This is a genomic window from Aeromonas sp. FDAARGOS 1414, from assembly GCF_019047065.1.
Lineage (GTDB): Bacteria > Pseudomonadota > Gammaproteobacteria > Enterobacterales > Aeromonadaceae > Aeromonas > Aeromonas veronii_A.
In genome coordinates this window covers 1,852,695-1,872,459 of the sequence record NZ_CP077210.1, presented here as the reverse complement: position 1 = coordinate 1,872,459, position 19,765 = coordinate 1,852,695, and the positions used below count along the sequence as shown (strand labels likewise).

Genomic DNA, 19,765 nt, shown 5'->3' with positions numbered 1-19,765 from the left:
TCGTTGATCAAAACCTATTGAATAAAGAGGTGATGCCTGCGGGCGTCCTCTCGCTGGCCAGCCGGTCAGCCCTGAAAGGATGAGATGATGCAGATGCAAAATGTGGATGTGGTGATTGTCGGTGGCGGCATGGTGGGGCTGGGGCTCGCTGCGGCCTTGAAACATAGCGCCCTCAAGGTACTGGTGGTGGAGGGGCAACTGCCCGACCCGCAGCTGGGGGAGGTGGCCGATAATCGGGTCAGCGCCCTGAGTCTGGCCAGCCAGCAGATCCTGCGCCATGTCGGCGCCTGGGACGGCATTGAAGCGCGCCGCCTGCAGGCCTACGACAAGATGGCGGTGTGGGAGCAGGACAGTTTTGGCCATATCGACTTCGATGCCGCCAGCCTGCGTCAGGCCAACCTCGGCCACATCGTCGAGAATCGGGTGATCCAGCTGGCGCTGCTTGAGGCAATTGAAGGTGCCAGCAATATCCAGTTGCTGACCCCCGCCAGAGCCAAGAGCCTGCAGAGCGGCCCGGCGGGCGCCCTGCTGCTTCTTGAAGATGGTCAGGCCATCTCGGCCAAGCTGGTGGTGGCTGCCGATGGCGCCCACTCCTGGGTGCGCCGTCAGGCTGATATCCCGCTTACCAGCTGGGATTATGGCCACCACGCGCTGGTAGCGACGGTGCGCTGCGCCGAACCCCATGAAGCTGTTGCTCGCCAGATCTTCACCCCGGATGGCCCGCTCGCCTTTTTGCCGCTGTGGCAGGAGAACCTCTGTTCCATCGTCTGGTCGCTGCCTGCGGCCCGCGCCGAGGCGCTCTGCACCTGCGATGACGAGCAGTTCAACCGCCAGCTGACTGCCGCCTTCGACGCCCGGCTCGGTCTGTGTAAGGTGGAGGGGCCGCGCAGCGCGATTCCTCTTACCGCCCGCTATGCCCGCGACTTTGCCCGCGAGCGGCTGGTGCTGGTGGGAGATGCCGCCCACACCATCCACCCGCTGGCGGGGCAGGGGGTCAACCTTGGCCTGCTGGATGCTGCCGCGCTGGCGGAGCAGATCTTGCAAAATCATGCCGCGGGCGAGGATATCGGCCTGCTCGCCAACCTGCGCAGCTACGAGCGCTGGCGCAAGAGCGAGGCGGCTCGCATGCTGGCTGCGATGGAAGGGCTCAAACGGCTGTTCAGCGGGGCCAACCCGCTCAAGAAGCTGGTGCGGGGCGTGGGATTGCGCGCGGCCAATCTGCTGACGCCCTTCAAGGAGGGGGTGATCCGCGCCGCCATGGGGCTGGAGGGAGAGTTGCCCGCATTGGCCCGTCCTGACTGGGTCGTTGCGGCGACCAAGGGCTGTGCCATGCAGGCCAAGGGTGAAAAAAACTAATATTACTCGCCGTTTTTGACAACAAAAGTAATCCGACAAGGCTGATGACCCGTTTTGGGTGTCAGCCTTTAATTTTGCTCTGGAGCGAAACGTTTTTCTGCAAATTGTGACGAAACGGTAAAAATCAAAATTTAATCTCGCCTGAGTCGGCTTATGGCTGTTTTTATCACTGCATTTATCTTAGTGTCTGGAGTCAGTTTTACGGGAGGGGATTAGTTTTTTTTGAGCGGCACGCTCGCCTGCTTGTCATATAATCCGCTCCGTTCAAGGAATCCCTCTTGCCTGGCAAGGGCAGGAGCGAGCACACACTTTTGGATCCGGTCGCTTTTTGCTGTACGTAGTGCAGTCAGAGCGGTGGCGCGGGTCGCAAGGGTGGTCGCCAAAGCGAAAAGGCTTTTTGCTAAGGAAAGAATGCGATGATCCAGACTACTGTACTGCATCCCAAACACCTGGAAGCCGGCGCCAAGATGGTGGACTTCCACGGTTGGGAAATGCCCATCAACTACGGCTCCCAGCTGGAAGAGCACCACGCGGTGCGCAGCGATGCCGGTATGTTCGATGTCTCCCACATGACCATCGTCGATTTGACCGGCGAACGGGTCAAAGCCTTTCTGCAACACCTGCTGGCCAACGACGTGGCCAAACTCACTGCCCCCGGCAAGGCCCTCTACAGCGGCATGCTCAATCCGGAAGGCGGCGTCATCGATGACCTCATCACCTATTACCTCACCGATACCTTCTACCGGCTGGTGGTCAACTCCGCTACCCGCGAGAAGGATCTGGCCTGGATCCGCCATCACGCCATCGATTTCGATATCACAGTGACCGAGCGTCCGGAGCTTGCGATGATTGCGGTGCAGGGCCCCAACGCCAAGGTCAAGGCTGCTGCTGTGCTGAGCGCCGCCCAGCGTACCGCCGTGGTGGGGATGAAACCCTTCTTCGGCGTGCAGGCTGGCGATCTCTTTATCGCCACTACCGGCTACACCGGCGAAGATGGTTATGAAATCGTGGTGCCGCAAGAGAAAGCCTGCGAGCTGTGGCAAGCGCTGCTGGATAACGGCGTGGCCCCCTGCGGCCTCGGTGCCCGCGATACCCTGCGCCTCGAGGCGGGGATGAACCTCTACGGTCAGGATATGGACGAGTCAATCTCTCCGCTCGCCGCCAACATGGCCTGGACCATCGCCTGGGAGCCGAGCGATCGCAACTTTATCGGCCGCGACGTGCTGGAAGCCCAGAAAGTGGCGGGCAATCAGCCCAAGCTGGTGGGTCTGGTGATGGAAGAGAAAGGGGTGCTGCGTGCCGGTATGCCCGTTACCTTCACCGCGGCAAACGGTGAGAAGCGGGAAGGTGTGATCACCTCCGGCTCTTTCTCCCCCACCCTGGGCTACAGTATTGCCCTGGCGCGGGTGCCCCGCGATATCGGTGAATTGGCCGAGGTGGAGATCCGCAAGAAGCTGGTCACCGTGAAGGTCACCAAGCCCGCTTTCGTCCGTAACGGCCAGAAGCTGGTTTAATACCGTTTTGGGGGAGGGCAGTGCCTCCCCCATCCCTTTTCATATTCGTTTTTAAACGCGACTCAAAGATCAAAGGAAGCACAAATGAGCCATATCCCGAGCGAACTGAAATATGCCACTTCCCACGAGTGGATCCGTGTTGAAGCCAACGGCGAAGCTGTGGTCGGTATCACCGAGCACGCCCAGGAGCTGCTGGGTGACATGGTGTTTGTCGAGCTGCCGGAAGTGGGCAAGCAGGTGAGCGCCGGTGATGACTGCGCCGTGGCCGAGTCGGTCAAGGCGGCCTCCGACATCTACAGCCCGGTGAGCGGCGAGATCATCGCCGTCAACGAAGAGCTGGAAGGGAGCCCCGAGCTGGTCAACTCCGATCCTTACAGCGCTGGCTGGCTGTTCCGCATCAAGCTCGATGACGAGAGCGAGCTGGCCAACCTGCTGGATGCCGAAGGCTACCAGAACGTGGTGGACGAAGAGTAATGCCCCCGGGCCCTGCCAACACAGCAGGGCCCCTTTGTATGACCGCCAGCCGGGCAAGCACCGGCCGGTGGAAGGGTGAAGTCGCCCGCGCTTGCCGTTTGCCAGCCTGGGAGCCTAGGGGGCAAACAGGCCGGTTCGCAACAAGGCGATCCCCTCTTGATGCTGCCGCAGCATCCGGTGCCGCACCCCTGTCTGCGGGACCCAGAACATGAGTGGAGTCGGTATCAACCGACGATCAGGAACATCAGGTCTTGGTTATCAGGATGTCATGCCAGGACTTATTTATCAGGAAATAGGGAAATGACCCAGTCACTGTTTGAACTCGAGCAAAAAACCGATTTTGTCCGCCGCCATATTGGCCCGGGTGAGGAAGAGCTGCGCCAGCTGCTGGCGACCGTCGGGGCCGAAAGCCTGGACGATTTGATTGAACAGACCGTGCCCGCCGCCATTCGCCTGCCGGGCCCGCTGGGGATCGGTGCCGGCATGACCGAAGTGGAGGCGCTGGCCAAGCTCAGGGGCTATGCCGCTCAGAACAAGATTGCCAAGAGCTACATCGGCATGGGTTATCACGATACCCATGTGCCCCACGTCATTTTGCGCAACGTGCTGGAAAACCCGGGCTGGTATACCGCCTACACCCCCTACCAGCCCGAGCTGGCGCAGGGCCGTCTCGAAGCCCTGCTCAACTTCCAGCAGCTGACGCTGGATCTCACAGGCATGGATCTGGCAAGCGCCTCCCTGCTGGATGAAGCGACCGCCGCCGCCGAGGCGATGGCGCTGGCCAAACGGATGGCCAAGTCCAAATCCAACCTCTTCTTTGTTGCCGATGACGTGCACCCGCAGGTGATCGACGTGGTCAAGGAGCGCGCGGTTCACTTCGGTTTCGACGTGGCGGTTGGCGCTGCGAGCGATGCAGTGAGCGAAGAGGTGTTCGGGGCCCTGTTCCAGTACCCCACCACCACAGGTGAGGTGAAAGATCTGCGTGCCCTGATTGCCGCGGTACAGGCCCAGAAAGGGCTGGCCTGCGTCAGCGCCGACCTGCTCTCCCTGCTGCTGCTCAAGTCCCCGGGCGAGCTGGGCGCCGATGTTGTGTTGGGCTCCGCCCAGCGCTTTGGTGTGCCCATGGGTTACGGTGGCCCCCACGCCGCCTTCTTCGCCACCCGTGATGCCTACAAGCGCTCCATGCCGGGCCGTATCATTGGTGTCTCCAAGGATGCCCGTGGCAAGAGTGCCCTGCGTATGGCGATGCAGACCCGCGAGCAGCATATCCGCCGCGAGAAGGCCAACTCCAACATCTGTACCGCTCAGGTGCTGCTGGCCAACATGGCGAGCTTCTACGCCGTCTACCACGGTCCGGTGGGGCTGAAAACCATCGCCTCCCGCGTGCACCGCCTCACCACCATTCTGGCGCTTGGCCTCAAGGCCAAGGGGGGGGTCCTCAAGCATGCCAGCTGGTTCGATACCCTGACCGTGCAGACTTCTGACAAGGCCGCGCTGATCGCCAAGGCCGAGGGGCTCGGCATCAACCTTCGTGCAGACCTAGATGGCGCGGTAGGGGTGTCACTCTCTGAAACTACCACCCGCGCTGATGTGGCCGAGCTGTTCGATCTCTTCCTCGGTCAAGGTCATGGGCTCGATATCGAGGCTCTCGACAAGGCGGCTCAGGCCCATCACTCTATCCCGCAGGATCTGCTGCGCACCGATGCCGTGCTGACCCACGAGGTGTTCAACAAGTACCACTCCGAAACCGAGATGCTGCGTTATATCCACCGTCTCGAAGCGAAAGACCTGGCCCTCAACTACGCCATGATTTCGCTCGGCTCCTGCACCATGAAGCTCAACGCCACCGCCGAGATGATCCCGGTGACCTGGCCCGAGTTCGGCAAGTTGCACCCGTTCGCTCCGCTGGCGCAGGCCAAGGGCTACCAACTGCTGCTGGCCGACCTCGAAAACTGGCTGGTGAAGGTGACCGGTTACGATGCGGTTTGCATGCAGCCCAACTCAGGTGCTCAGGGCGAGTACGCTGGTCTCTTGGCCATCAAGAAGTACCATGAATCCCGCGGCGAGGGGCATCGCGACATCTGCCTCATTCCGGCTTCTGCCCACGGCACCAACCCGGCCTCTGCCCAGATGGCGGGGCTCAAGGTGATCGTCACTGCCTGTGACAAGTCCGGCAACGTGGATCTCGACGACTTGCGCGCCAAGGCCGCCGAGGCGGGGGATCAACTCTCCTGTCTGATGGTGACCTACCCCTCTACCCACGGGGTGTATGAGGAGACCATCAAGGAGGTGTGCGACATCGTTCACCAGCACGGTGGTCAGGTCTATCTGGACGGCGCCAACATGAATGCGCAAGTCGGGTTGACGGCGCCGGGCTTTATCGGCGCGGACGTCTCTCACCTCAACCTGCACAAGACCTTCGCCATTCCTCACGGTGGTGGCGGCCCGGGCATGGGCCCCATCGGCGTGAAGAAGCATCTGGCACCGTTCGTGGCCGGTCACGCCGTGGTCAAGACCGACAAGGAGAGCCGTGATAACGGCGCCGTGTCGGCTGCACCGTTCGGTTCGGCCAGCATCCTGCCCATCAGCTGGATGTATATCGCCATGCTGGGTGACGAAGGACTAAAGAGATCCACTCAGGTCGCCATCCTCAACGCCAACTATCTGGCCAAGAAGCTGGGTGAATCCTTCCCGGTGCTCTATTCCGGCCGAAACGGTCGGGTGGCCCACGAGTGCATTCTTGATATCCGCCCGCTTAAAGAAGCCTCAGGCATCAGCGAGATGGATGTGGCCAAGCGGCTGATGGACTACGGCTTCCACGCACCGACCATGAGCTTCCCGGTGGCGGGCACCCTGATGGTCGAGCCGACCGAGTCGGAATCCAAGCGCGAACTGGATCGCTTCGTCGAGGCGATGACGTCCATCCGCGCCGAGATTGCCAAGGTGCAGGAGGGGCAGTGGAGCCTGACCGACAACCCGCTGGTCCATGCGCCGCACACCCAGGATGACGTTATGGATGCAGAGTGGTCCCGTGGCTACAGCCGCGCCGAGGCGGTCTTCCCGTCCGACGCTGTGCGCGCCGCCAAACTGTGGCCCTCTGTGAACCGCATCGACGACGTCTACGGCGATCGCAACCTGTTCTGCTCCTGCATTCCGACCGAGGATTACGCCAAGTAAGTAGCGTCCAGGAGCAACAGTTAAGCCGTATAAACAACAGGGCCACCCAGACGGGTGGCCCTTCGTTTACATGGACTTTATCTGCATGCTGCTATCCGAATGTCCGGCTTAGGTCCTTGAGCTGGCTCGCTTTGCTCTGCAAGTTGGCACTGGTTTTACTGACCTGATCGATTTTGAGGCTGTTATCGTGAGAAAGTGAGGATATCTGATTGATATTACGACAGATCTCCTCGATCACCGCTTGCTGCTGGGTCGCTGCAGCGGAAACTTGATTGGAAAAATCAGAGACCTTGTCTATTTCGATCACGACCTGATTCAGGTTGCCGGTGCTTGCCCGAGTGGTTGCGAGGCAATCATTGGTTCTGGTCACATTGAGATGCATCATCTCTTTCCATCCCCCGAGGGTTTGCTGGATATGACCAATGCTGCTCTGGATCTGCTCTGTTGCTCTATGGGTTCTGGTCGACAGGCTGCGTACCTCGTCAGCCACCACTGCAAAGCCGCGTCCCTGATCGCCCGCCCGCGCTGCTTCAATGGAGGCATTGAGTGCCAGCAGGTTGGTTTGATCCGCAATCCCGCGAATTTCACTCATGATGCTGCCGATCCGTTCGGACTCGCTTGCCAGCTCGACGGCTGACTGGAAGGCCTGCTCTGCCTGGGTAGCCAGTGCCGACATCTCTTCTCCCGCATCGGAAAGCTGATTGCTGGTGGTGATGCAATGGTTGCGCGCCTCTTCTATCTGCTGGTTGCTGTCCTGAATATTGCGGCTGATCTCTTCGGCAGCTGATGCCATCTGGGTAACTGCGGTGGCGACTTGCTGAATTTGCATATCCTGTGAGGAGATATCCCTGCTGGCCAGTGCGGCCGAACCACTCAAATTGTTGGCCATGGCATTGAGCGAGAGTGTGGTGTCATCGACTCTTCCCAGCACGGTACGGATTCTGGCTTGCCAGAGCTTGATATGGAAATCGGCAATGCTGTGGGGGGCATCCCCCGAGAAGATCAGGCGGCTGATGCTGTCGTAGTCCTGCTCAAGCTGTTGCAAGAATCGCGGTGTGAGGAAGAGCGCATTACGGTTGAACCAGAGGGTGGCCAATAGGGGAATGATGATCCAGAGCGCCTGCAGTGGTGTGAGCAGCCAGAGCGCGCTGATCACGCTGAGCAGCAGCAGGGGTATGGTCATGATGGCCGGAGTGAGCAGGCGCTGCCCCATGTGAATGGCGGAGCCGGTTTCGCGTGCCTTAAGGGTTTTGTACATCTTGTTGGCACGCGCTTTGTGCTCTGCGGAGGGTCGGCAACGAACGGATTGGTAACCCACCATCTTGCCATCTTCATAGATCGGGGTGACATAGGCATCAACCCAGTAATAGCTACCATCCTTGCAGCGGTTTTTGACTATGCCCCGCCACGGCTTGCCCGCTTTTAGATGGGCCCAGAGATCGGCGAATGCCGCCTTGGGCATGTCTGGGTGGCGTACCAGGTTGTGATGTTGTCCCAGCATCTCTTCAAGGCTATAGCCTGCCACCTGACAAAACGCCGGATTGGCGTAGGTGATGTCCCCTTTGAGATCGGTGGTCGATACCAACTGGACGTTGTCGGTAAATTCAACTTCGGTATCTGTAGTGTGAGGTGTGTTGGTTACCATGATCAGGCTCCGGTTTTACCATAACGGAATGCATCGTCTGAGTATGGCAGAGGCTGCTCATTTTATTGTGTTGTTGCTCATTAACTGTTCTGCGCCTAGCAGGGGCATCTACACATCTTCCATCGCAACGGTTTGGCGGGGGACGCAAGCCAAGTAACATCGCATGACTTATAGCCACGCAGCGATACAGGTAAGGCAATTAAGTTGGGGGCGATTTTATGGAATTATGACGGCACCTTGGTCAATTCGGTGCCGCAGAATATCGATATCGCCAAGCAGATCCTGGCTGAAGTCGCCCCCCATCTGACCGGCGATCAGTTACCTCGTTATCTGCGCAGCGAAGCGGAGTATCACCATGCCAATCACGCCGCCAAGAACTGGCAGGATCTCTATAGGGATTACTACGGTTTGTCGCGGGACGAGATGGTGCAGGCTGGCAGTCTGTGAGCCAAACATCAGGAGAGACAGGGACTTAGGTGCATTTTTTAGGAGCTGGAGGTGGTGATTGACCATTTCTCTGCCATTTCCCATGGCATTTGTTCGAAAAACGCCTAAAAACCCTTCTCCGGGTGCTTGAACTGCATGGTGTGAACAGCCAGTTCAAGGCCGTGGCTGGCTACGATGACGTGCCCGCACAGTAGCAAAAAACACCCTTTCGGCGGCCTCAAATGTCTGGAGTCTATCTTCGGCCCAGCCAGGTGTCCGTCGCTCATCTATATCGGTGATCATGAAGCGGATGTGCAGTTTGCCCGTCATTTGCAAGGGGCGCTTGGCGAGCAGAGCCGTGTGATCTCGGTTGCTGTCGCCTATAGCCGCGCGACCCCGGAGCGCTGGGAACACCAACCCGACCATATCGCCCGTGACGTCGAGGATCTGCTCCCCATCGTCGGGCAATATCTGTAACGCCGGTTGCAGATTGCCGTACGGAATAGACAAACGCCGATCAGTTGATCGGCGTTTTGTCTATGGGAAGCCTGATGGTTTCACACTCAGCTGGCTTAACACCCTGTCTGTTTAATGATGGGCGACTTAAAACAGCAGTTGCATCAGGTAGCCCATCAGGATCGCCATGCCGAGGATCACGGTAAGGAAGGCCGCAATCATCGGAGTTCTGAACATCGATTTGAGCAGGATCACCTCGGTCAGACTGGCACCGGCACTGCCGATGATCAGCGCCATGACTGCGCCCATTCCCATCCCTTTGCCCAGTAGTACCGACGCCAGCGGGATCACGGCCTCGGCACGGATGTAGAGCGGGATCCCGACGATGGCGCTGAAGGGGATGGCCAGCGGGTTGTCGGCACCAGCATGGGCGGCGATCCACTCGGCCGGAATAAAACCGTAAATAAACGAGCCGATGAGCACCCCCAGCAGCAGGAAGGGCAATACCGCTTTGAACTGCTGCCAGGCATCGAGGCGAGCTTTGACCCAGGCGGTGGGGAGCTGTGGCGCACGAGTCAGGGTTGCCGTGCCATCGCCGCAGCAGGAGAGGGTGGCCTGTTCTGCCATCTCTGGTTGCGGTGCCGGGCTGCACGCTGCCCCGTTGAGGGGTTTGATTGCACGAATGGCGCTGCGTTGGTTGTCACTGCAATGTGCTTGAGTGGTGGCGCGGGTCGCCGGGCCACAGCCGCTACCGCAAGAGGGGGTGGCCTCTTTGGGGTCGATGACATGGCGCTCGAACCCAAATCTGTCGAGCAGCATGCTCGCCATGACGGAGACGCTGGCGGCGATCACGGCGTAGAGCAGGGTCACTTTCCAGCCGAAGGTGGCCCACATCAAACCGACGATGATGGGGTTCAGCAGTGGCGAGACAAACAGGAAGGTGAGGGTGGGGCCAAAGCCAGCCTTGGCCGAGAGTAATCCTCTCAGCATCGGGATGGTGGAGCAGCTGCAAAAGGGGGTGACGGCGCCGAGCAGGGCTGAGAGCAGATAGCCCTTGCCATGGCGCGCCCCCAGCATCCGCTGGATCTTCTCGTCGGGGATCTTCTGACGGATCAGACTGACCCCGGCGCTAATGACCAGAAACAGCACCGACAGCTCGACAGCCAGAAACAGGAACATCTGGGCTGCATCGGTCAGCATGGTTAACCACTCATTCATTGTCGTATCCTCACTTGGTTTCTATATTTCCAAAATAATCGAAATGAATGGCCGGTCAAGATATTTCTGGTATTATCGAAATATCAAATTCGTGGAGGGCGCAGAGATGCAACTGGAAGAGGTCGCCAAGGCATTGAAAGAGCTGGGTCATCCGACCCGGCTGTTTATCTTCAAGCATCTGGTCAAGGCGGGAGAGCAGGGGCTGCCGGTGGGGGAGCTGCAAAAGCAGCTGGCGATCCCCGCTTCCACCCTCAGCCACCATATTGCGGCGCTGGTCTCGGTGGGGCTGGTGAAGCAAAACCGGGAGAGTCGCACCCTGCTTTGCGTCTCTCAATACGCGGTGTTGGAGGAGATCATCGCCTTTTTCCGCGATGAATGTTGCGTCAACAGCCCGGAGCATCGGCAAGATCAAAGGCAAGAGCTGTCTTCCTGAGGGCTATGGCTGCTAGTAGTGCGGTCAGTTGCGCTGCGCGCAATAAAAAAACGCCGATCATGTGATCGGCGTTTTGCATTGATGTCGCTAGATTCGGGCATTAACCCAGATTGGCTGCGACCTTGCTTTGAGCTTGTCCTTTGCGCTTGATGACAAAGCCAATACCCAGTACCACCAGCCAGGCGGGGATCAGTTCGACCGAGATGCGGAAATCGGGGGTCATATACATGATCACCAGAATGCCAGCCATGAACGCGAGGCAGAGATAGTTGCCGAAGGGATACCAGAACGCCTTGAACTTGGGCTGGACGCCTTCTGCGACCTTGGCCTTGCGGAACTTGAGGTGCGCGAGGCTGATCATCGCCCAGTTGATCACCAGTGCGGAGACCACCAGCGCCATCAGCAGACCGAACGCCTTGCCCGGCATCAGGTAGTTGATCAGCACGCAGAGCAGGGTGGCGATGGCCGAGACCGAGAGGGCAACCAGCGGTACGCCGCTCTTGTTGGTCTTGAGCAGGGCTTTCGGGCCGTTGCCCTGTTTGGCCAGACCGAACAGCATACGGCTGTTGCAGTAGACGCAGCTGTTGTAGACCGACAGTGCGGCCGTCAGCACCACGATGTTGAGTACGGTGGCGACCAGATTGCTGTCCAGAGCGTGGAAAATCATCACGAACGGGCTGCCGCCTTCCACCACTTTACCCCAGGGGTAGAGGGACATCAGGATAGCCAGAGCACCGATGTAGAAGATGAGGATGCGGTAGATCACCTGATTGGTGGCCTTGGGAATGCTCTTCTCGGGGTTGTCCGCTTCGGCGGCGGTAATGCCAACCAGCTCCAGACCGCCGAAGGAGAACATGATCACCGCCATCGCCATCACCAGACCGCTGATGCCGTTGGGGAAGAAACCGCCCTGAGCCCACAGGTTGGTGACGCTCGCCTCGGGGCCGCCGGCACCGGAGAGGAGCAGATAGCCGCCAAAGCCAATCATGCCGATAATGGCGACCACCTTGATGATGGCGAACCAGAACTCCATTTCGCCAAACGCTTTGACGTTGGAGAGGTTGATGGCGTTGATCAGCACGAAGAAGAAGGCTGCCGACATCCAGGTCGGGATCTCGGGCCACCAGTACTGGACATAGATGCCCACTGCGGTCAGCTCGGCCATGCTCACCAGCACGTAGAGCACCCAGTAGTTCCAGCCGGACGCAAAACCGGCAAACTCGCCCCAGTATTTGTAGGCAAAGTGGCTGAAGGAGCCAGCTACCGGCTCTTCCACCACCATTTCACCGAGCTGGCGCATGATCAGGAAGGCGATAAAGCCGCCGATGGCATACCCCAGCAGGACTGAGGGGCCTGCCATCTTGATGGTTTGGGCAATGCCCAGAAAGAGGCCGGTGCCGATGGCGCCGCCCAAAGCAATCAACTGAATGTGGCGGTTTTTAAGGCCGCGCTTCAGCTCCTCACCGTCTTGTTTCAAATCCATGGGTCTGTCCTTACGTCTCTGTTGTCTCTGGTCGGTGTTGGGCTCATCCTGAGCAGGCCGCAGTGCGTAGCCAAAACCTGACGAAAGCTGTATTTATTTCGTTACGCCATGCCATTTTCAATTTTTAGTGTTGGCTGGCAACCGAAGCAGAATAGTGATAATCCGCCATGAATGCACCTGTTTTCCATCTCTAATGGCCGTGTTTTGTACCAAAGGCAGCTTTTTCATGATCTGAAGAGGCTTCTTGGTAGTTTTTGGTTGATATTTGTGCAATCGAATTCTGTTTTATTGACATTTTGTCTTGTTGGTGTGCTTTGGTGGTACCAAGCCACAAATGGATGCAAATGATGCCAAACAAGCGAGAGTGCAGGGAAGAATGCAAGGAAGAGTGCAGGGAGTTGGAGCACAGGGAACGCGAAAGCGTGCTGCAACAAGGGGTTGCCCGGGGAGTGCTGGTGACGCTCTGGCTGGCGATAGCTGCCAGTCCGCTGCTGTTGCTGGTGGTCGCCACCATGCTGCTGGGTTGGCTGTTACTCGGTGATCAGGAGTTGCTGCACTACTGGCAGCCGCTGTTGCTGGTTGGTGGGGTAACGGGGGCGCTCGTTGGCGGCTGGCTGGCGGAGCGGGTTCGCCTGCGCCACGGTTTGCTGGCCTTCTATGCCCGGTTGATGAACAACCCTGAGCTCAATCGTTAGTTAACGCTGGCTGTTTGCCGAGCGCAGCAGAACGGAATCGAATAGCAGCTAACTGGCAGCGGGTGACAAGGGCACAACGGCAAGGTCGACAAGAAGAGGGATAAGCATTTGTGGTGCTTATCCCTTTTTTATCCATGCTTTTCACTGTCATCTATGTGAATTGCAGTTAGCAACAGCTGACTTTCGCCGAGACACTATAACTTTTATCTTTTGTTGATGCCGATATCTGTCAAGCTGGATTAACAGAGCTGGCGGCGCAGACCGGTCGCCTCGAGAACCTTGGCGCTGATCTCCTCCACCGAGTGGGAGCTGGTATCCAGGAAGCGTATCGCCTCCTGGCGAAACAGCCTTTCCACGCAGGCCAGCTCTTGCTCGCACTGTTCGATGGAGGAGTAGCGGCTGTTAGCGCGGCGCTGGTTACGGATCTCGTGCAGCCGCTGCGGCGCTATGGTGAGGCCAAACAGCTTGTGACGGTTGGCCTTGAGGGGGGCGGGCAGCTCCAGCATCCCCATGTCCTGCTCGATAAAGGGGTAGTTGGCGGCACGAATGCCGAACTGCAGCGCCAGATAGAGGCTGGTGGGGGTCTTGCCGCAGCGGGAGACCCCGATCAGGATGATGTCCGCCTCATCGTACTCTTTGGTGGTGATGCCATCGTCGTTGGCCAGCGCAAAGTTGACCGCCTCGATGCGATCGTCATAGAGCTTGCGATTCTCCATACCGTGGGTGCGGTGGAGGCGGGGCTCGGCTTTTACCCCCAGCTCCTGCTCCAGCGGGCTGACGAAGGTATTGAGAAAGTCGTGGCCGCACGCTTCCGATTTCAATACCTCTTCCCGTACCAGCGGGTCGACGATGGTGTGAAACAGAATGGGGCGTACCCCAGTCTGGCGAAACTGCTCGTCGATCCGCATCCGTACCTGACGGGCTTTCTCCAGTGTCTCCACAAAGGGGATAGTGATCTGCTCGAAGGCCAGCGGAAACTGGCTCAGTACCGCGTGGCCGAACACTTCGGCGGTGATGGCGGTGCCGTCTGAAACATAAAATACGGTGTGCACGTAGGGCTCCTGTGATACCGCGGGTGGGGTCGCATGGGGTAAGGGGTGAGAAGTATCTCCCGAAACCATACCAGTTTTGTCAACCGGTCTGCTGTGCCCAAGTTGTGAAGTGGCTTGCAAACCTGAATCGTTATCTTTTTGTGTCGCCATTGTAGAATGTTCCGGTCATTCGACCATCCCCAACGCTTGCTCGGGGATTTTTTTGAAAACCAATAGAAAACGTTTTCATGATCGTTGGCAACAAAAGAAACAGACAATAACGCACCTGACTTACCCATAACCTCATCGATTAAATCGGGCGCACGAGGTGCTATGGCATCGGTGCCCACCAACCTGGAGACATCCAAGTGCAACAGTACGTGCTCTGGTACGAACAACTCGGAATGCAGGACGTAGAACGAGTTGGCGGCAAGAACGCATCCCTTGGCGAGATGATCAGCAACCTCTCTGGCGCCGGCGTATCCGTGCCGGGGGGCTTTGCCACCACCGCCTTTGCGTTTAACGAGTTTCTGGAGTCAAGCGGCCTCAACGGCAAGATCCACCATCTGCTCGACAATCTCGACGTGGACGATATCGCCGCCCTCAACCGGGCCGGTCAGCAGATCCGCGACTGGGTGATAGACGCCCCGTTCCAGCCCGAGCTGGAGCAGGCTATCCGGGTTGCCTATGAAAAGTTGAGTGCCGGTGTCGAGGCCTCGTTTGCGGTGCGCTCCTCCGCCACCGCCGAGGATATGCCGGACGCCTCCTTTGCCGGTCAGCAGGAGACCTTCCTCAACGTACGTGGCATCGATGCCGTCATGACGGCGGTCAAGCATGTGTTTGCTTCTCTGTTCAACGATCGCGCCATCTCCTATCGGGTGCATCAGGGCTACGACCACAAGGGCGTTGCCCTCTCGGCCGGGGTACAGCGGATGGTACGTTCCGATCTCGCCGCCTCCGGCGTCATGTTTACCCTGGATACCGAGTCCGGTTTCAACGACGTGGTCTTTATCACCGGCGCCCATGGTCTTGGCGAGATGGTGGTGCAGGGCGCGGTCAACCCGGACGAGTTCTATGTGCACAAGCCGACCCTCAAGGGGAGGCGCCCGGCGGTGGTGCGCAAGACCCTCGGCTCCAAGCTTATCAAGATGACCTACTCGGACGATGCTGGTCACGGCCGTCAGGTGAAGATTGTCGACACCAACGAGGCCGAGCGTAGCCGCTTCTGCATCAGCGATGAGGAGGTGATGGCGCTGGCGAAACAGGCCCTCATCATTGAGCAGCACTATGGCCGCCCGATGGATATCGAGTGGGCCAAGGATGGTCAGGATGGCCAGCTCTACATAGTGCAGGCCCGCCCGGAAACCGTGCGCAGCCGTCAGGAGGCCAACACCCTCGAGCGTTTTGCCCTCAAGCAAGCGGGCAAGGTGTTGATCGAGGGGCGTGCTATCGGTCACAAGATTGGCGCGGGCCCGGCGCGGGTCATCTCCTCCATCAGCCAGATGGACGAAGTGCAACCCGGCGATGTGCTGGTCACCGACATGACCGACCCGGACTGGGAGCCCATCATGAAGCGGGCCTCCGCCATCGTCACCAACCGGGGTGGCCGCACCTGTCACGCCGCCATTATCGCCCGCGAGCTGGGCATTCCGGCAGTGGTGGGCTGTGGCAACGCTACCGATCATATTCAGCCGGGCCAGCGGATCACCGTCTCCTGCGCGGAAGGGGATACCGGTTTTATCTATGACGGCGAGCTGGACTTCGACGTGGCGGTGACCGAGGTGGGCAATATGCCGCGCCTGCCCATCAAGATCATGATGAACGTCGGCAACCCGGACCGCGCTTTCGACTTTGCCCAGTTGCCTAATGCAGGCGTAGGGCTGGCACGCCTTGAATTCATCATCAACCGGATGATCGGCGTGCACCCCAAGGCCTTGCTGGAGTTTGACCAGCAAACCCCAGAGCTGCAGGCCACCATCGGCAAGATGATCACCGGTTACGACAGCCCGCGGGAGTTCTACGTCGCCAAACTGACCGAGGGGATCGCCACTCTGGGCGCTGCATTCTGGCCGGAGCGGGTGATCGTGCGGATGTCGGACTTCAAGTCCAACGAGTACGCCAATCTGGTGGGCGGTCGTGGCTACGAACCCCACGAGGAGAACCCGATGATCGGTTTTCGTGGCGCATCCCGCTACATCGCCGACAGCTTCCGACCCTGCTTTGCCCTCGAGTGCGAGGCGATCAAGCGGGTGCGCGATGTGATGGGGTTGACTAACGTCGAGGTGATGATCCCCTTCGTGCGTACCGTGGGCGAGGCGGAGCAGGTGATCGACATCCTGGCCGAGAACGGTCTGCGCCGCGGCGAGCGGGGGCTCAAGGTGATCATGATGTGCGAGATCCCGAGCAATGCCCTCTTGGCAGACAAGTTCCTCGAGCACGTGGACGGCTTCTCCATCGGCTCCAATGACATGACCCAGCTCACCCTTGGGCTGGATCGGGACTCGGGGCTGATTGCCCACCTGTTCGACGAGCGCAACGAGGCGGTCAAGGCACTGCTGGCGATGGCGATCCAGGCTGCGCGCAAGGCGGGCAAGTACGTGGGGATCTGCGGTCAGGGGCCATCCGATCACCCGGACTTTGCCGCCTGGCTGGTGGAGCAGGGGATCGACTCGGTGTCGCTCAACCCCGATACCGTAGTCGATACCTGGCTCTATCTGGCGGAGCAGCATGGCGCCAAGTAAGCCACTATCGACATGAGTAGATTAGAAAGGGGGCCCTAATTGCCCCCTTTTGATCGCTATTATCTTATGTTTTGCCCTTGGGCTTATTCCACCAAGCTCATGCCGGGGATCTGGCGCCAGTAGCCGTTGCAATCGCGATCCTGCTGCAGAACGAGGGGCTGATTGCCCTGCTGGTTAGCCTTGAAGCGGGCCAGCATCTCCAACGTATCCATCCCTTGCGGCGACAGCCTGACCACATCTACCAGACCTTCCATACCAGCCAGCTCGTTACCCAGGTTGTAGCAGTAGCCGGACTGGGTCTGGATCCCGTTGAGATTGAACACCCGCTGCCCCTCGCGGCTGTTGGCCAGTCGTCCGGTGGGGTAGTTGATGCAGGCGAGCTCGCAGTTGTCCTTGGGCTTGTCGAGGGAGCGGGCGGTGAAGCAGCGCGCCGAATAGGCGAGCGGCAGATGGCCGTAGGCAAACACCTCCACCTCAAATTGGTCGCGCAGGGGACCCAGATCCTGATTGAGCTGGATCAGCCAGTCACGGGAGAGCTCCACCGGCATGACCCAGCGTTTCATCCCCTGTTTGAGCAACATGCGCAGCACATCGGCGTTATAGGCGTTGATGGCGGGACCACAGACGAAGGGGATCCCTGCCTCCCTGGCGAGTTGCACCGCACCGAGATCGTTGGCTTCGACCATAAGATCGCCATTGTCGACCAGCCGCTTCACCTCCTTGAGCTCGGAAGGGGCGGAGATAAGGGCGAGGGTCGAGAGCACCACCTGCTTACCGGAGCTGGCCACCTGATGGGCCAGTGCAATCCAGTCATCGACTTTGAGTTCGCGCCGCTTGCTGCAGACGGTCTCCCCCAGATAGATGATGTCGGCCTGACTGTCGGCGGCTGCATGGTAAAAGGCTTCGGTATCGGCTTTGGGCCAGTAGAAGAGCAGAGGCCCGAGAGAAAATTGCATGGGTGGACTCCTTATTGCCACTGACGATGGTAGGCGCCGAGGGTAGTCTGGCTACCTTCGGAGACGCGGGCGAGCTGGGCATCCCACTCAGCTTTGACCTGATAGGCCTCGGGATTAGCCTGATAGGCATCGATGGCTGCACGCCACACTCGGGTCACTTGCTCCACATAAGCAGGGCTGCGTTGGCGCCCTTCAATCTTGACCGACTGGATCCCGGTCTTGAACAGCTCGGGCAGGAGACCCAGGGTATTGAGACTGGTGGGCTCTTCCAGCGCGTGGTAGGTCTGGCCATCCACGTCGAAACGCCCCTTGCACAGGGTTGGATAGCCAGCATTTTCGCCCGGGCCATAGCGGTCGATCAGCACTTCGTTGAGTCGCGACTCGAGGCCGTTCGCGGTCTCTTCCCAACGGACGAACTTGGCCGGTGAGCAGGCGCCGACGGTGTTGGGGCTTTCGCCAGTCATGTAGGAGGAGAGATAGCAGCGCCCCTCGGCCATGATGCAGAGGCTGCCAAAGGCGAATACCTCGAGGCCAACATCGGTCTCACGGGCCAGTTGCTTGACCTGATGCATGGAGAGCACCCGGGGCAGCACCACCCGTGTGACATTGAATTGCTGCTGATAGAAGCGAATGGCGGCGGCATTGGTGGCGCTGGCCTGCACCGAGACATGGAGTTCCATCTCGGGGTAGTGGCGGCTGGCATATTCCAGCACGGCGAGATCGGCGATGATTAACGCATCGGCGCCGAGGGCCACCCCGCGATCAACCGCCTGTTTCCATCGAGTATCGGCCCCGGGATGGGCAAAGGTATTGATGGCAATATGCAGCTTGCGACCATGTTGATGCACATAATCCACCGCCTTCTCCAGTTTGCTGTCGGTAAAGTTGAGACCGGCAAAGTGGCGGGCATTGGTGTCATCCTTGAAACCGATATAAACGGCATCGGCCCCGTTATCCACGGCGGTTTTCAGTGCCGGCAAACTGCCTGCCGGACAGAGTAATTCCATTGGTACGCTCCGAGAGTGCATATGAAGGGCAAACGAGCCCTGATTGTATGCAGCCATGCACTCCCGCTTTTTGACCTGAGGCAGCTTTGTGTGGCTTTACCCTTCTTGAAGTAACCCTGCACAAGTTTGATTTCCAACAGGATCTTGCCACTCTCCCTGTGTTTGAATGCGCAAAAAAGGGAGTCTATCGTGTTTCAACAACTGCAACGCCGCCTGGTCGAACAGGCTCCGCGCTTCTTGCGCCATCCCCTCAAGCTGGTTCCCTTCAATCTGCAAAAGCAGCTGATGGAGAGTTTACTGGCCCGGGTTTTCAAAGAGGCTATCGAAGATGGCGATTTCGAGTTTCTGGCAGACAAGTGGCTGAAAGTCGAAGTCTCTGATCTGGAGCTGTGCTGGTTTATCAGTGAGCAGAATGGCCAGCTGGTGGTGGCTCGCGAGTGTGACAAGGCCGATGTCTGCTTCAGCGGTACGGCCAACGACCTGATCCTCATCGCTGGTCGCAAAGAGGATCCGGATTCGCTCTTTTTCCAGCGCAAGCTGAAGATAGAAGGGGATACCGAACTGGGCCTTGAGGTGAAAAACCTGATGGACAGTCTGGATCTCGATGGCTTGCCAAGCCTGATGAAGTATCCCCTGATGGATCTGGCGACGTTTATCGAACGCGCCCGCACCGAGTCAGCGCAGGTTCCGGTGCAGACGGCGCCGGGCGGGATCCCGTCTTAAGTGGACAATCACCCCATGGGCATGGCGACGATAATGGTGCCGTGCCCAGAGGCAACGACAGGCCCACAGACAGGGCAGCAAGGCGATGAGTGCCGCAGGGGCGGGCAGCTGTGACATGGCCAGCCCCGCAGCCAGCCAGATAAAGGGTTGCGCTTCATACAGCCACTCCGGCTGTAGCCAGCGTTTGCTCGGAAAGATAATCAGATCGGTACGTCGGTAGCTGGAGCGCATCATCCAGGTCACCGCTCCGGCGATAAACAGCAAGGCGCCTGCAAACCAGAGCAGGGGCTGTTCACTCAACGTAATAATGGCAATGGCTGCCAGCAGGTAGAGGCTGGGCAATCTCTCATAGATAAAGGGAGGAAGCATGGCGTGGTGTCTCCTGTGCCGTTTATCGGATATCCATCAAGTTTAGCCCCCCCATCTCACT

Annotated in this window: 17 protein-coding genes; 10 read left to right on the top strand and 7 right to left on the bottom strand. The window is 58.9% G+C overall.

Features of this window, described 5'->3' with window-relative positions:
* Nucleotides 1–87: 87 nt before the first annotated feature.
* The 4 genes from I6L44_RS08215 (at nucleotide 88) to gcvP (ending at nucleotide 6,521) form a co-directional block, all read left to right on the top strand.
* Nucleotides 88–1,356 (top strand): FAD-dependent 2-octaprenylphenol hydroxylase, encoded by a 1,269-nt coding sequence (locus I6L44_RS08215; protein WP_216954391.1) that lies wholly within the window; start codon nucleotides 88–90, stop codon nucleotides 1,354–1,356.
* A 416-nt stretch (nucleotides 1,357–1,772) separates the two neighbouring features.
* Nucleotides 1,773–2,870 carry a glycine cleavage system aminomethyltransferase GcvT gene (gcvT, locus tag I6L44_RS08210; protein WP_216953963.1) on the top strand — a complete coding sequence of 366 codons (1,098 nt, stop codon included), beginning with the start codon at nucleotides 1,773–1,775 and terminating at the stop codon, nucleotides 2,868–2,870.
* A gap of 84 nt (nucleotides 2,871–2,954) precedes the next feature.
* On the top strand, nucleotides 2,955–3,344 hold the full coding sequence (gene gcvH, locus I6L44_RS08205) for a glycine cleavage system protein GcvH (RefSeq protein ID WP_005333898.1): 390 nt from the start codon (nucleotides 2,955–2,957) through the stop codon (nucleotides 3,342–3,344).
* Between the two features lie 300 nt (nucleotides 3,345–3,644).
* Nucleotides 3,645–6,521: an aminomethyl-transferring glycine dehydrogenase gene (gcvP, locus tag I6L44_RS08200; RefSeq protein ID WP_216953961.1), complete on the top strand. Its 2,877-nt coding sequence runs from the start codon at nucleotides 3,645–3,647 to the stop codon at nucleotides 6,519–6,521.
* 91 nt (nucleotides 6,522–6,612) lie between these two features.
* On the opposite strand, the gene I6L44_RS08195 is transcribed toward gcvP, so the two are convergent.
* Nucleotides 6,613–8,166, bottom strand: a complete 1,554-nt coding sequence (locus I6L44_RS08195) for a PAS domain-containing methyl-accepting chemotaxis protein (RefSeq protein WP_216953960.1) — start codon at nucleotides 8,164–8,166, stop codon at nucleotides 6,613–6,615.
* 204 nt (nucleotides 8,167–8,370) lie between these two features.
* Between I6L44_RS08195 and I6L44_RS08190 the strand changes: the two genes are divergently transcribed.
* Both I6L44_RS08190 and I6L44_RS08185 read left to right on the top strand, forming a co-directional pair.
* Nucleotides 8,371–8,613 carry an HAD family hydrolase gene (locus I6L44_RS08190; protein ID WP_216953957.1) on the top strand — a complete coding sequence of 81 codons (243 nt, stop codon included), beginning with the start codon at nucleotides 8,371–8,373 and terminating at the stop codon, nucleotides 8,611–8,613.
* Nucleotides 8,614–8,904: 291 nt separating this feature from the next.
* Nucleotides 8,905–9,069 carry a hypothetical protein gene (locus I6L44_RS08185; RefSeq protein ID WP_204381166.1) on the top strand — a complete coding sequence of 55 codons (165 nt, stop codon included), beginning with the start codon at nucleotides 8,905–8,907 and terminating at the stop codon, nucleotides 9,067–9,069.
* A gap of 126 nt (nucleotides 9,070–9,195) precedes the next feature.
* Here the strand turns inward: I6L44_RS08185 and I6L44_RS08180 are convergent, their stop codons facing one another.
* Nucleotides 9,196–10,266 (bottom strand): permease, encoded by a 1,071-nt coding sequence (locus tag I6L44_RS08180; RefSeq protein WP_216953955.1) that lies wholly within the window; start codon nucleotides 10,264–10,266, stop codon nucleotides 9,196–9,198.
* 106 nt (nucleotides 10,267–10,372) lie between these two features.
* On the opposite strand from I6L44_RS08180, the gene I6L44_RS08175 reads away from it, so the two are divergent.
* Nucleotides 10,373–10,699, top strand: a complete 327-nt coding sequence (locus I6L44_RS08175; RefSeq protein WP_042053131.1) for a helix-turn-helix transcriptional regulator — start codon at nucleotides 10,373–10,375, stop codon at nucleotides 10,697–10,699.
* Between the two features lie 100 nt (nucleotides 10,700–10,799).
* On the opposite strand, the gene I6L44_RS08170 is transcribed toward I6L44_RS08175, so the two are convergent.
* A complete protein-coding gene (locus I6L44_RS08170) occupies nucleotides 10,800–12,182 on the bottom strand; it encodes an amino acid permease (protein ID WP_005352966.1) in 1,383 nt (460 codons plus the stop codon).
* 398 nt (nucleotides 12,183–12,580) lie between these two features.
* Here I6L44_RS08170 and I6L44_RS08165 point away from each other — a divergent pair, with 398 nt between their 5' ends.
* On the top strand, nucleotides 12,581–12,877 hold the full coding sequence (locus I6L44_RS08165) for a hypothetical protein (protein WP_254204275.1): 297 nt from the start codon (nucleotides 12,581–12,583) through the stop codon (nucleotides 12,875–12,877).
* 239 nt (nucleotides 12,878–13,116) lie between these two features.
* Here I6L44_RS08165 and I6L44_RS08160 read toward each other — a convergent pair whose 3' ends face one another.
* Nucleotides 13,117–13,929 (bottom strand): pyruvate, water dikinase regulatory protein, encoded by an 813-nt coding sequence (locus I6L44_RS08160; RefSeq protein WP_005344832.1) that lies wholly within the window; start codon nucleotides 13,927–13,929, stop codon nucleotides 13,117–13,119.
* 347 nt (nucleotides 13,930–14,276) lie between these two features.
* Here I6L44_RS08160 and ppsA point away from each other — a divergent pair, with 347 nt between their 5' ends.
* The gene (gene ppsA, locus I6L44_RS08155; protein WP_216953953.1) at nucleotides 14,277–16,649 is read left to right on the top strand and encodes a phosphoenolpyruvate synthase; all 2,373 of its coding nucleotides are present in this window, start codon (nucleotides 14,277–14,279) and stop codon (nucleotides 16,647–16,649) included.
* A gap of 83 nt (nucleotides 16,650–16,732) precedes the next feature.
* Here ppsA and I6L44_RS08150 read toward each other — a convergent pair whose 3' ends face one another.
* Together I6L44_RS08150 and I6L44_RS08145 are read right to left on the bottom strand one after the other, a co-directional pair.
* Nucleotides 16,733–17,605, bottom strand: a complete 873-nt coding sequence (locus tag I6L44_RS08150) for a U32 family peptidase (RefSeq protein WP_216953951.1) — start codon at nucleotides 17,603–17,605, stop codon at nucleotides 16,733–16,735.
* Between the two features lie 11 nt (nucleotides 17,606–17,616).
* Nucleotides 17,617–18,612, bottom strand: coding sequence for a peptidase U32 family protein (locus I6L44_RS08145; RefSeq protein WP_042056156.1), 996 nt, complete (start codon nucleotides 18,610–18,612; stop codon nucleotides 17,617–17,619).
* 189 nt (nucleotides 18,613–18,801) lie between these two features.
* Between I6L44_RS08145 and I6L44_RS08140 the strand changes: the two genes are divergently transcribed.
* Nucleotides 18,802–19,335 carry an SCP2 domain-containing protein gene (locus tag I6L44_RS08140; RefSeq protein ID WP_042080117.1) on the top strand — a complete coding sequence of 178 codons (534 nt, stop codon included), beginning with the start codon at nucleotides 18,802–18,804 and terminating at the stop codon, nucleotides 19,333–19,335.
* Here the strand turns inward: I6L44_RS08140 and I6L44_RS08135 are convergent.
* Nucleotides 19,288–19,704 carry a hypothetical protein gene (locus I6L44_RS08135; RefSeq protein WP_204383023.1) on the bottom strand — a complete coding sequence of 139 codons (417 nt, stop codon included), beginning with the start codon at nucleotides 19,702–19,704 and terminating at the stop codon, nucleotides 19,288–19,290. The genes I6L44_RS08140 and I6L44_RS08135 overlap by 48 nt on opposite strands.
* Nucleotides 19,705–19,765: the final 61 nt, after the last annotated feature.